Source organism: Thiomicrorhabdus xiamenensis (genome assembly GCF_013282625.1).
Classification (GTDB): Bacteria; Pseudomonadota; Gammaproteobacteria; order Thiomicrospirales; family Thiomicrospiraceae; genus Thiomicrorhabdus; species Thiomicrorhabdus xiamenensis.
Genome location: NZ_CP054020.1, coordinates 329,298 through 341,817 on the forward strand (window position 1 = coordinate 329,298; position 12,520 = coordinate 341,817).

The 12,520-nt window shown below is 47.2% G+C and carries 7 protein-coding genes, 3 tRNA genes and 3 rRNA genes; 12 read left to right on the plus strand and 1 reads right to left on the minus strand.

Features of this window, described 5'->3' with window-relative positions; all coding sequences use genetic code 11:
• Positions 1-7: 7 nt before the first annotated feature.
• Positions 8-475 (minus strand): tRNA (cytidine(34)-2'-O)-methyltransferase, encoded by a 468-nt coding sequence (locus tag HQN79_RS01490; RefSeq protein ID WP_173283939.1) that lies wholly within the window; start codon positions 473-475, stop codon positions 8-10.
• A 15-nt stretch (positions 476-490) separates the two neighbouring features.
• Between HQN79_RS01490 and HQN79_RS01495 the strand changes: the two genes are divergently transcribed.
• From HQN79_RS01495 to fabB, 12 genes are all read left to right on the plus strand, one after another.
• Positions 491-1,435, plus strand: a complete 945-nt coding sequence (locus HQN79_RS01495; RefSeq protein WP_173283940.1) for a dihydroorotate dehydrogenase — start codon at positions 491-493, stop codon at positions 1,433-1,435.
• Positions 1,436-1,495: 60 nt separating this feature from the next.
• A complete protein-coding gene (tyrS, locus tag HQN79_RS01500) occupies positions 1,496-2,686 on the plus strand; it encodes a tyrosine--tRNA ligase (protein ID WP_173283941.1) in 1,191 nt (396 codons plus the stop codon).
• Between the two features lie 671 nt (positions 2,687-3,357).
• Positions 3,358-4,901 (plus strand): 16S ribosomal RNA (locus HQN79_RS01505).
• Positions 4,902-4,964: 63 nt separating this feature from the next.
• A tRNA-Ala gene (locus tag HQN79_RS01510) sits at positions 4,965-5,040 on the plus strand.
• 36 nt (positions 5,041-5,076) lie between these two features.
• A tRNA-Ile gene (locus tag HQN79_RS01515) sits at positions 5,077-5,153 on the plus strand.
• A 376-nt stretch (positions 5,154-5,529) separates the two neighbouring features.
• Positions 5,530-8,388 (plus strand): 23S ribosomal RNA (locus tag HQN79_RS01520).
• Between the two features lie 148 nt (positions 8,389-8,536).
• Positions 8,537-8,651 (plus strand): 5S ribosomal RNA (gene rrf / locus HQN79_RS01525).
• Together the 16S, 23S and 5S rRNA genes with 2 tRNA genes alongside form the textbook arrangement of a ribosomal RNA operon.
• A gap of 107 nt (positions 8,652-8,758) precedes the next feature.
• The gene (locus tag HQN79_RS01530; protein WP_173283942.1) at positions 8,759-9,589 is read left to right on the plus strand and encodes a biotin--[acetyl-CoA-carboxylase] ligase; all 831 of its coding nucleotides are present in this window, start codon (positions 8,759-8,761) and stop codon (positions 9,587-9,589) included.
• Positions 9,582-10,343: a type III pantothenate kinase gene (locus HQN79_RS01535; RefSeq protein WP_173283943.1), complete on the plus strand. Its 762-nt coding sequence runs from the start codon at positions 9,582-9,584 to the stop codon at positions 10,341-10,343. The genes HQN79_RS01530 and HQN79_RS01535 overlap by 8 nt, the downstream gene beginning before the upstream one ends.
• Before the next feature lie 58 nt (positions 10,344-10,401).
• Positions 10,402-10,477 (plus strand) — tRNA-Thr (locus HQN79_RS01540).
• 241 nt (positions 10,478-10,718) lie between these two features.
• Positions 10,719-11,234, plus strand: coding sequence for a 3-hydroxyacyl-[acyl-carrier-protein] dehydratase FabA (fabA, locus tag HQN79_RS01545; protein WP_173283944.1), 516 nt, complete (start codon positions 10,719-10,721; stop codon positions 11,232-11,234).
• A 3-nt stretch (positions 11,235-11,237) separates the two neighbouring features.
• Complete coding sequence (gene fabB / locus HQN79_RS01550; RefSeq protein ID WP_173283945.1) at positions 11,238-12,458, plus strand: beta-ketoacyl-ACP synthase I; 1,221 nt, start codon at positions 11,238-11,240, stop codon at positions 12,456-12,458.
• The last annotated feature ends 62 nt before the right edge of the window (positions 12,459-12,520 follow it).

A 12,520-nucleotide genomic window follows, 5' to 3' on the forward strand; every position in this document is an offset into this window, starting at 1 on the left:
GCTCGGATTAGTCGATTTCCATATTAAAATCGAGCTGTCGCCAGGCTTCGTAAGCGACTACGGAAACAGCGTTGGCCAGATTCAAGCTTCGCCCGCCTGGAATCATCGGAATAGTCAGGCGCTGCTCTTCGGGCAAGCTTTGAATGACTTCCATTGGCAGGCCGCGGCTTTCCGGGCCGAACAGAAAGGCGTCTCCGTTTTCGAATTTTGCTTCGGTATAATAGCGCGTGGTTTTGGTGGTCAGCGCATAGACCCGGTTGGGTTGAATGCTTTCCAGACAAGCTTGTAGATTTTCGTGCTCATGAACTTCAGCTAACTCGGCATAGTCAAGACCGGCGCGGCGAACCCTTTTTTCGCTTAGATCGAACATGATCGGGTGGATTAGGTGCAGGTGAGCACCCATATTTGCGCTGAGTCGAATCAGTGCTCCGGTATTTTGCGGAATTTCCGGTTCATACAAAATAATATGCAACATAGTTAGGAAGTCTTTATGGATTTGTCAGTCAATATTTGTGGCATTCAGTGCCAATCCCCCGTAGCGATGGCCTCAGGCAATGCTGGGTACGGCATAGAATACCAATCTGTTAATGGCTTTTCCAATAAAGACGTCGGCGCGGTTTTCCTTAAGGGAACGACGCTTGAACCCAAGCTTGGCAATAAACCGGAGCGGGTAATGGAGTCGCCGAGCGGGTTGTTGAATTCTGTTGGCTTACAGAATCCTGGCGCTAAGGCGGTTATCGAAAGCTATCTTCCGAAACTGGATCTGTCCGAGACGCGTTATATTATTAATGTTTCCGGTTCTTCGATTGAAGAGTATGCCGAGGTGGTGCGCTTGTTTGATCAGACCGGTTTGCCGGCAATGGAAATCAATATTTCCTGCCCGAATGTCAAAAAGGGTGGTGCGGCGTTTGGTAATGATCCTGATATGGCTGCAAGAGTGGTTGAGGCGTGCCGTGCGAATACCTCTAAGCCGTTGATTGTTAAGTTGTCACCGAATCAGACCGATATTGCCGAAGGTGCGCGTCGTGTTATTGATGCCGGGGCGGATGCGCTTTCGGCGATTAATACGCTGATGGGGATGCAGATTGATGTGCATAGTCAGATGCCGACTTTGGGAAATAATCAGGGTGGACTTTCCGGTCCGGCGATTAAACCGGTCGCACTTTTGAAGGTGCATCAGGTTTATCAGGTGGCAAAACAGCACGATATTCCGATTATTGGACTTGGTGGAATTGCTTCGGCGGAAGATGCGATCGAGTTTTTTCTGGCCGGCGCGTCAATGGTTGCGATCGGGACGGCCGTCGCAAAGGATCCGTTGATAGTGAAAAAGGTCAATAAAGGCATTGCTAGGTATCTTAAGCAGCACAACCTGAAATCGGTTTCGGAGTTGACAGGAAAACTGCAGTTGCACACCGACACGGTATTGTGTGGATAAAAGGACTTTTAAGTAAGTCTATATAAAGAATTTTAAAACCTAATTTGATTGAATTAAGAAATGAAAACAGTACAAGAACAATTAGCCATTATTAAACGTGGTGCAGAAGAGATTCTGGTAGAAAAAGAGTTAATCGAAAAGTTGGAAAGCGGAAAGTCTTTGCGTGTTAAAGCCGGTTTCGATCCGACGGCGGCAGATTTGCATTTGGGGCACACGGTTCTGATCAATAAACTGAAACAGTTTCAGGATCTGGGGCATGAAGTGCTTTTCCTGATCGGTGACTTTACCGCAATGATCGGTGATCCGACCGGTAAAAGTCAGACGCGTCCGCCACTGACTAAAGAAGAAGTTATTGCGAATGCGGAGACTTATCAGGAACAGGTATTCAAAATTCTTGATCCAGCGAAAACCAAAGTTGTGTTCAACTCCGAGTGGATGTCGAAAATGACGGCGGAAGAAATGATTAAGCTGGCCAGTACGGTAACGGTTGCCCGTATGCTGGAACGTAACGATTTCGATGAGCGTTATAAAGCCAATACGCCAATCGCTATTCATGAATTCCTGTATCCGATGATTCAGGGTTACGACTCAGTTGCGTTGGATGCCGATATTGAATTGGGCGGAACTGACCAGAAATTTAACCTTTTAATGGGGCGCACTCTACAGGGGCATTTTGGTAAGCCACAACAGTGTACTTTGACCATGCCGATTCTTGAAGGGCTGGATGGCGTTCAGAAAATGTCCAAGTCATTGGGTAACTATATCGGGATCAAAGATGAGCCGAATGATATGTTCGGAAAAATCATGTCGGTTTCTGATGAATTGATGTGGCGTTACTATGAGTTGCTATCTTTCGAATCACTGGAAACGATTGCGCAATATAAAGAAGCGGTCGATAACGGGGAAAACCCGCGTAATGTAAAAGTGAAACTGGCATTGGAAATCATCGAGCGCTTCCATTCGAAAGAGGCAGCGGAAGCGGCATTGAAAGATTTTGAGACTAAATTCTCTAAAAATGCGATTCCGGATGAGATGCCGGAATTTACTTTGCAAGGTGAGATGCCATTGGCCAATCTTTTGAAAGAAGCCGGTTTGGTTGGTTCGACTTCGGACGGTCATCGTATGACCAAACAAGGAGCGGTTAAGATCAACGGTGAAAAAGTCGAAGACTCGCGTCAGTTGATGCCGACCGGTACAACCGCCGTGTATCAGGTCGGGAAGCGCAAGTTTGCCCGTGTGACGCTGAACTAATATGTAAGCTTGTTGTTTATACCAGTAAAAAGCCGCTTAGTAATAAGCGGCTTTTTTTGTTTTTGGGGTTTGGAGAGAGTGGGATTAGAGGGGAAAACGGGCGTAAATGTGCATAAGTCTGTGGATAAGATGTGGGGTAAAGTGTATAAATGGGGTGGTGCGGTTTTTTTGCGATTTTTTGAGAAAAAAGTGAAAAAAAGGGTTGCGTTGTTTTTAGAAATCCCTAGAATACGCACCTGTCTTGAGGGGCAGCGTTAAGCCGGCTTCGAAAGACAAGAAAAATTTGGTGCTAAGTGATTGAGTTTGTTTGAGTTATTGGAATAGATAATGAGAGTAAGCGGGATGATTTAGCCGGTCGTTTTAAGTGTTTTAAAACGGTTGAAAATTTTCTGAAAAAAGTTTGAAAAAACATTTGACACGAAGATATCAACTCTATAAAATACGCGGCCTACCAACGAGGAACGCAGCGCGGATCGAGTTGGTTAGCTCTTTAACAATATGGTAATTCAGAGATAATTTATGTGGAAACTCTCTAGATGAGTGACCGATAAAAAATCTCGAAATTTATGACAATTATGTAATGGTAATAAGTTTACTTATTTATCATGCTTAACTTGTCAATTCCGAGTGTTTATATCCGGAGACGGAATTTAAATATATCTAGCAAGATTAAACTGAAGAGTTTGATCCTGGCTCAGAATGAACGCTGGCGGCAGGCCTAACACATGCAAGTCGGACGGAAACGATAGAGAGCTTGCTCTCTAGGCGTCGAGTGGCGGACGGGTGAGTAATGCCTGGGAATCTACCCTTTAGTTGGGGACAACATGTGGAAACGCATGCTAATACCGAATGTGCTCTACGGAGTAAAGGAGGCCTCTACTTGTAAGCTTTCGCTAAAGGATGAGCCCAGGTGAGATTAGTTTGTTGGTAAGGTAATGGCTTACCAAGACTGCGATCTCTAGCTGGTTTGAGAGGATGATCAGCCACACTGGGACTGAGACACGGCCCAGACTCCTACGGGAGGCAGCAGTGGGGAATATTGCACAATGAGGGAAACCTTGATGCAGCCATGCCGCGTGTGTGAAGAAGGCCCGAGGGTTGTAAAGCACTTTCAATTGTGAGGAAGGTAGTGTAGTTAATACCTGCATTATTTGACGTTAACTTTAGAAGAAGCACCGGCTAACTCTGTGCCAGCAGCCGCGGTAATACAGAGGGTGCAAGCGTTATTCGGAATTACTGGGCGTAAAGCGCGCGTAGGCGGACTGTTAAGTCGGTTGTGAAAGCCCTGGGCTCAACCTGGGAATTGCATTCGATACTGGCAATCTAGAATTTAGTAGAGGGAAGGGGAATTCCAGGTGTAGCTGTGAAATGCGTAGATATCTGGAGGAACATCAGTGGCGAAGGCGCCTTCCTGGACTAAAATTGACGCTGAGGTGCGAAAGCGTGGGTAGCAAACGGGATTAGATACCCCGGTAGTCCACGCCGTAAACGATGTCAACTAGCTGTTGGCCTTATTAAAAAGGTTAGTAGCGTAGCTAACGCGATAAGTTGACCGCCTGGGGAGTACGGTCGCAAGATTAAAACTCAAAGGAATTGACGGGGGCCCGCACAAGCGGTGGAGCATGTGGTTTAATTCGATGCAACGCGAAGAACCTTACCATCCCTTGACATCCAGAGAACTTTCTAGAGATAGATTGGTGCCTTCGGGAGCTCTGTGACAGGTGCTGCATGGCTGTCGTCAGCTCGTGTCGTGAGATGTTGGGTTAAGTCCCGCAACGAGCGCAACCCTTATCATTAGTTGCTACCATTTAGTTGAGAACTCTAATGAGACTGCCGGTGATAAACCGGAGGAAGGCGGGGACGACGTCAAGTCATCATGGCCCTTATGGGATGGGCTACACACGTGCTACAATGGGGGGTACAAAGAGCGGCCAACTGGCGACAGTGCGCGAATCTCAAAAAACCCTTCGTAGTCCGGATTGGAGTCTGCAACTCGACTCCATGAAGTCGGAATCGCTAGTAATCGCAGATCAGAATGCTGCGGTGAATACGTTCCCGGGCCTTGTACACACCGCCCGTCACACCATGGGAGTGGATTGCAAAAGAAGTAGGTAGCTTAACCTTCGGGAGGGCGCTTACCACTTTGTGGTTCATGACTGGGGTGAAGTCGTAACAAGGTAGCCGTAGGGGAACCTGCGGCTGGATCACCTCCTTTAAGATAAAAAGGTTTACGAGTCTAGACGAGTTTTCACATAAATTCTTTCTGAATTACCTGTTAGGGGCTATAGCTCAGCTGGGAGAGCGCCTGCTTTGCACGCAGGAGGTCTGCGGTTCGATCCCGCATAGCTCCACCAATTATTTGAGTTGGTAGTTTTACGGGCTCAACTATTGGGTCTGTAGCTCAGTTGGTTAGAGCGCACCCCTGATAAGGGTGAGGTCGGTGGTTCAAATCCACCCAGACCCACCAATTACTCAGTAAACCTGTTAATAAGGTTTTGAACAGAAGTTTGAAAGTTTATTAACAGTTTTATTTTGTGGTTGAGAAAAGGATGTTATAATTCCGCTTCTCAGTTCACGTAAACTGAAGTTCTTTAAAAATTTGGAATAACGTTGATATGACGCCGACTTTGTCATATCAATACGCTAATAAATTTCTCCAAAATTTATTAGCAATTGCTGGATTGTTAAACGTGAGTTTAATAATCAAAGTAATAGGTAACGCAATACTTAATTGAGATTACTCAAGTGTATTTGTGTCAGCGATGAACCTTAGTCATGGCAGCTCTCTAGACCTTAATGATGTTTACATCACACAAAAGGTTAAGGTTATTTTTGAGTTGTATAGTTAAGTGACTAAGCGTACACGGTGGATGCCTAGGCGGTAGAAGGCGATGAAGGACGTGATAGCCTGCGATAAGCGTCGGTGAGGTGGCAAATAACCTTTGACCCGGCGATTTCCGAATGGGAAAACCCATCCTTTATGGATATCCTCTTTGAGGAAGCTAACCCGGAGAACTGAAACATCTAAGTACCCGGAGGAAAAGAAATCAACCGAGATTCCCTTAGTAGCGGCGAGCGAACGGGGACCAGCCCTTAAGCAATTATTGAGTTAGCAAAATACTCTGGAAAGTGTAACGGTACAAGGTGATAGTCCTGTATGCGAAAACTCATTAGTTGTGAAATCGAGTAGGACGGAACACGTGAAATTCTGTCTGAACATGGGGGGACCACCCTCCAAGGCTAAATACTCTCTACCGACCGATAGTGAACCAGTACCGTGAGGGAAAGGCGAAAAGAACCCCTGGAGGGGAGTGAAATAGAACCTGAAACCGTGTACGTACAAGCAGTGGGAGCCCTTTTGGGGTGACTGCGTACCTTTTGTATAATGGGTCAGCGACTTACGTTATGTAGCAAGGTTAACCGAATAGGGGAGCCGTAGGGAAACCGAGTCTTAACTGGGCGAATAGTTGCATGGCGTAGACCCGAAACCGGGCGATCTATCCATGGCCAGGTTGAAGGTGCCGTAACAGGTACTGGAGGACCGAACCCACGTATGTTGAAAAATGCGGGGATGAGTTGTGGATCGGAGTGAAAGGCTAATCAAGCCCGGAGATAGCTGGTTCTCCTCGAAATCTATTTAGGTAGAGCCTCATGTCTCACTCCTGGGGGTAGAGCACTGTTATGGTCTAGCGGCCCGTCAAGGGTTAGCAGCCCATTGCAAACTCCGAATACCAGGAAGTGCAATCATGGGAGACAGACTGCGGGTGCTAACGTCCGTAGTCAAGAGGGAAACAACCCAGACCGCCAGCTAAGGTCCCTAAACACTACTCAGTGGGAAAGGATGTGGGAAGGCTTAGACAGTCAGGAGGTTGGCTTAGAAGCAGCCACCCTTTAAAGAAAGCGTAATAGCTCACTGATCGAGTCGGCCTGCGCCGAAGATTTAACGGGGCTAAGTAGTGTACCGAAGCTGCGGATGCGTTTTTACGCATGGTAGAGGAGCGTTCTGTAAGCCTGCGAAGGGGCATTGTAAAGTGTCCTGGAGGTATCAGAAGTGCGAATGCTGACATAAGTAGCGATAAAGGGAGTGAAAAGCTCCCTCGCCGAAAGACCAAGGTTTCCTACGCAACGCTAATCGACGTAGGGTTAGTCGACCCCTAAGACGAGGCCGAGAGGCGTAGTCGATGGGAAGCAGGTTAATATTCCTGCACTTTTTATGACTGCGATGGAGGGACGGAGAAAGCTAAACCAGCCTGGCGATGGTTGTCCAGGTTTAAGACGGTAGGCATGTATCTTAGGCAAATCCGGGATACTCTATGCTGAGAGTTGATGACGAGTCCTCTTTTGGACGAAGTGGTTGATGCTATGCTTCCAAGAAAATCTTCTAAGCTTCAGGTCATAAAGAATCGTACCCCAAACCAACACAGGTGGTCAGGATGAGAATTCCAAGGCGCTTGAGAGAACTCGGGTGAAGGAACTAGGCAAAATGACACCGTAACTTCGGGAGAAGGTGTGCCCCTGCCGGTGATGAGACTTGCTCTCTAAGCTAGTGGGGGTTGCAGAGACCAGGTGGCTGCAACTGTTTACTAAAAACATAGCACTCTGCAAAATCGAAAGATGACGTATAGGGTGTGACGCCTGCCCGGTGCCGGAAGGTTAATTGATGGGGTTAGCTTATGCGAAGCTCTTGATCGAAGCCCCGGTAAACGGCGGCCGTAACTATAACGGTCCTAAGGTAGCGAAATTCCTTGTCGGGTAAGTTCCGACCTGCACGAATGGCGTAATGATGGCCACACTGTCTCCACCCGAGACTCAGCGAAATTGAACTCGCAGTTAAGATGCTGCGTACCCGCGGCTAGACGGAAAGACCCCGTGAACCTTTACTACAGCTTTACACTGGACTTTGACCTTACTTGTGTAGGATAGGTGGGAGGCTATGAAACTGTGTCGCCAGATGCAGTGGAGCCATCCTTGAAATACCACCCTGGTAATGTTGAGGTTCTAACCTCGGTCAGTGAATCCTGATCAGGGACAGTGTATGGTGGGTAGTTTGACTGGGGCGGTCTCCTCCCAAAGTGTAACGGAGGAGCGCGAAGTTACCCTCAGCACGGTCGGACATCGTGCATTGAGCGCAAGAGTAGAAGGGTGATTGACTGCGAGACAGACACGTCGAGCAGGTACGAAAGTAGGTTCTAGTGATCCGGTGGTTCTGTGTGGAAGGGCCATCGCTCAACGGATAAAAGGTACTCCGGGGATAACAGGCTGATACCGCCCAAGAGTTCATATCGACGGCGGTGTTTGGCACCTCGATGTCGGCTCATCACATCCTGGGGCTGAAGTCGGTCCCAAGGGTATGGCTGTTCGCCATTTAAAGTGGTACGCGAGCTGGGTTTAGAACGTCGTGAGACAGTTCGGTCCCTATCTGCCGTGGGCGTTGGAGAATTGAGAGGGGCTGCTCCTAGTACGAGAGGACCGGAGTGGACGAACCGCTGGTGTTCCAGTTGTCAATGGCATTGCTGGGTAGCTATGTTCGGAAAGGATAACCGCTGAAAGCATCTAAGCGGGAAACCTGCCTCAAGATGAGTTCTCCCTAGACTTTAAGTCTTCTGAAGGGCCGTTGGAGACTACGACGTTGATAGGCAAGGTGTGGAAGTGCAGTAATGTATGAAGCTAACTTGTACTAATTACCCGTGAGGCTTAACTATACAACTCAAAAGTAACTTTTTAAGTTATGACTGAGGTTCAGACGCAAATACCTTGAGTAATCTAAGGTGCGTACCTAAAACAACAGCAAACGTTATTCTAAAGAATTTTGTGTGGCTGATCGAAGATCAGTCGTACAACACCGAATTGCTTGGTGACAATAGCAAGATGGAACCACCTGATCCCTTCCCGAACTCAGAAGTGAAACGTCTTAGCGCCGATGGTAGTGTGGGAGGTCCCATGTGAGAGTAGGTCATCGCCAAGCTTATATCCCGAAACCCATGCCTGAAAAGGTGTGGGTTTTTTTATGTCTGATCGTTTTTTATCCCCTTCTCGATTAAAATCATTCTTATTTATTCAGAGAAATTTATCGTGTTACCGTCTCTCGCCGTAATCAACAATGCCTTGCATGCATCCTTTCCGGAGTTGGAGCTTTATCTGTATGAGTCCCTGGATTCGACCAGTACTTTTTTAAAGTCTCAAGAGGTAATACCCAGCTTGTGTTATTGCCGACAGCAGTCAGCGGGCTATGGGCAAAGAGCGGCCAATTGGCAGAGTGGACACGAAGACCTCACTTTTAGTTTGCTATTGCCTTTTAAGGTGGCTTTGCATGAATTGGATGGCTTGCCGCAACTTATCGGTGTTAAGGTGGTTGAGTGTTTGAACGCGTTTTATGCCCTTGACGCACAACTCAAATGGCCCAACGATGTGGTCAAAGCCGTAACCAGTGATTCGGGAGAGGTGCTTTGTAAACTTGGCGGTTTATTGGTTGAAGTTAGAAAATACCAATCTGACGGCTGTTGGCTTATTGTCGGAATTGGCCTTAATGCGCAGAATGATTCTCAGCAATTGCCCATTGAAATGAATAATCCTGATAAGCCTGCTTTACTGAAATCTGGTTGTGGCTTTAACGATTATGATCAGGAGCATAATCTCGCTTTCTTTTCGGTCCTTATCGGCGAGCTGTGTGAACTAGCAGAGGTGTTTGCGCCGGGCTTCTTTAGCCAGCAGGTGGATGCATTTAAAAAGCTGGATTATTTTTCTGTCGGTCAAGAGCTATTTGTGTATGATACCGGCACTAGGAAGAAAGGGGTCTATCAGGGCATTGATGCTTCGGGAGAACTGTTAGTAAGCATTGATGGCCTTTTAACCAGATATCGTTCAGGATCAGTCTCAATTAGACCTTGTGAAAGCTATGAATAGAATTTTTATCGATATCGGCAACAGCCGTATCAAATATGCCATTTCTGAAGATGGCCATTATGAATATCTCGGCGCGGAACTTACCGAAGATTTTCTAAGCAATATAGATGAACTGCTATTTGCTGAATTTAATCAGATTGACGAAGTCTATTTTTCGACAGTCGGAAATCAACATATTGTCGAAGAGTTGAAGTCGCTGATCCATGAAGCGTGGCAGTTGATTCCGATTCAGTTGAGCACCCAGAAATCCTGTTGCGGACTGCAGTCTGGTTATAAGGATTTTCATAAGCTGGGCAGTGATCGCTGGATGGCGATGCTTGGCGGCCTTTCGATGACGCAGATGCCTTATATTGTTGTTGATGCGGGTACAGCTTTAACGGTTGATGCCGTGGTGGACGGCATGCATAAAGGCGGTTTTATTGTGCCGGGGCTTAGAACGATGCGTCATTCTCTGGCAAATGGTGCTGCGCTTCTGGAAATGACTGACGAAGATGACCTGGATGAAGAGGCCGATACCATGCTGGCCAAGGATACTGCTGGAGGGATTCTTGCCGGTACACTTTATATGTCAGCATCTTTTATCAATCATTTGATTGCCGATTTGAATCATCAGGTCGGTACGCAATTTAAAGTGCTGCTTACCGGCGGCGATGCAGTGCAATTGGCATCGCTTTTAGACTGTCGATTTGCCTATGTTCCGGATCTGGTTTTGCTTGGCATGGTGCACATGGTCGAGTCGGTGAAAAATCGCTAATTTTTTGCAAAAAAATAATTGACACTATCGGCTTTGCCTTTATAATACGCACCATCTCGCCGACATAGCACAATTGGTAGTGCAACTGATTTGTAATCAGTAGGTTGGGGGTTCAAGTCCCTCTGTCGGCACCATTATTCAAAACCCCGTGTATAAGCCAATACACGGGGTTTTTTGTTTGCATGTAGTATTCGTTTTTTCTTTATCTCTGCAAATCAACACCCTGCGAGTTTTATGATGACTCCTGACTGCATATCCGATAATTTTATTTTGTCAGCATTATGATTTTGTTGATAAAACTTGCTTTGAATTGTACTGAAAACGAGTGAACTGCTATAATGCCCAGGTTTAAATATTAGAAAAGCGGAAGACCGGATGGAACAACAATCAAGTTATACCAAAGAAGAACTATTGGCCTGCGGCCGTGGTGAACTTTTTGGCCCGGGCAATGCTCAGTTGCCTTTGCCGCCGATGTTAATGTTTGATCGTATCACTCATATTTCTGAAGAGGGTGGTGCTTACGGCAAAGGACAGATTAAAGCGGAACTGGATATCAGCAAAGATCTTTGGTTCTTCGAGTGCCATTTCAACGAAGACCCTGTTATGCCGGGCTGTCTTGGTTTGGATGCAATGTGGCAGTTGATTGGTTTCTATCTAGGATGGACCGGTGGTCCGGGACGCGGTCGCGCTCTGGGTTCAGGTGAAGTGAAATTTTACGGTCAGGTATTGCCGACGGCCAAGAAAGTTGAGTATGTAATTGATATGAAACGCGTTATTAAACGCAAGCTCTATATGGGCTTGGCTGACGCTAAGCTTTATGTCGATGGCCGCGAGATCTATAGTGCAGCGGACCTTAAAGTTGGATTATTTACGAATACGGATGCATTTTAAGTTATGAGAAGAGTCGTCATTACCGGGATTGGGATTGTTTCGAGTTTAGGAAACAATAAAGAAGAAGTTACAAATTCTTTGAGAAACGGTCAATCAGGGATTGTCTTTGCTCCTGAATATGCTGAAAACGGTCTTCGTTCTCAGGTGCATGGCGCAGTCAAAAACTTAGATTTCAAAGACCATATCGACCGTAAACAGTTGCGCTTCATGGGCGATGCGGCTGCTTACTCTTATATTGCGATGCAGCAGGCGGTTGAAGATTCCGGCCTGACCGAAGAGCAGGTTTCCAACCCGCGTACCGGTCTGATCGCCGGTTCTGGTGGTGGGTCTAACTCAAACTCTACCGGTGCGGTTGAAACCGCGCGTGAGAAAGGTGTTCGTCGTATCGGGCCTTATATGGTTACCCGTACAATGGGTTCTACGGTTTCTGCTTGTTTGGCGACGCCTTTCAAGATCAAAGGGCTTAACTACTCGATCAGTTCTGCCTGTTCAACTTCTGCGCACTGTATCGGTAACGCTGTTGAACAGATCCAGTTGGGTAAACAGGATGTCGTCTTTGCCGGCGGTGGTGAAGAATTGCACTGGACTATGTCTGTTCTGTTCGACGCTATGGGCGCGCTTTCGACCAAATACAACGAAACGCCTGAAAAGGCTTCTCGTGCCTACGATGCAGACCGTGACGGTTTTGTTATCGCCGGCGGTGGCGGTATGGTCGTTGTGGAAGAGTTGGAGCATGCCTTGGCGCGTGGCGCGAAGATCTATGCAGAAATCACCGGTTACGGTGCTAACTCTGACGGTTACGACATGGTTGCACCGTCCGGCGAAGGTGCGGTACGCTGCATGCAGATGGCGCTTGATGGTGTTGAAGGGCCTGTTGACTACATCAACCCGCACGGAACTTCGACTCCGGTAGGTGACACTAAAGAAGCCGCGGCTATCCGTGAAGTTTTCGGAGATGCAGTTCCTAAGATCAGTTCGACCAAGTCGATGTCCGGACACTCTTTGGGTGCGGCCGGGGTGCACGAGTTTATCTATAGCCTGTGCATGCTGGAAAACGACTTCATTGCACCGTCGATCAATATCGAAACCTTGGACCCTGAGTGCGAAGGTATGCCGATTGTCACCGAACGTATCGACAATGCCGGCCTTAACCGAATGATGAGCAACAGCTTTGGTTTCGGTGGAACCAATGCGAGCTTGGTCTTTGAAAAGTATAAAGGCTGAGATTCCCCGTCTTTTCCTTAGGCAGTAATACGCGGTAAATCGCGCATAAAAAAACCGAGGTT

Coding starts and splice junctions, on each gene's coding strand:
- fabB (WP_173283945.1), top strand. CDS start 11,238: ATGAGAAGAGTCGTCATTACCGGGATTGGGATTGTTTCGAGTTTAGGA.
- HQN79_RS01495 (WP_173283940.1), top strand. CDS start 491: ATGGATTTGTCAGTCAATATTTGTGGCATTCAGTGCCAATCCCCCGTA.
- tyrS (WP_173283941.1), top strand. CDS start 1,496: ATGAAAACAGTACAAGAACAATTAGCCATTATTAAACGTGGTGCAGAA.
- HQN79_RS01490 (WP_173283939.1), bottom strand. CDS start 475: ATGTTGCATATTATTTTGTATGAACCGGAAATTCCGCAAAATACCGGA.
- fabA (WP_173283944.1), top strand. CDS start 10,719: ATGGAACAACAATCAAGTTATACCAAAGAAGAACTATTGGCCTGCGGC.
- HQN79_RS01535 (WP_173283943.1), top strand. CDS start 9,582: ATGAATAGAATTTTTATCGATATCGGCAACAGCCGTATCAAATATGCC.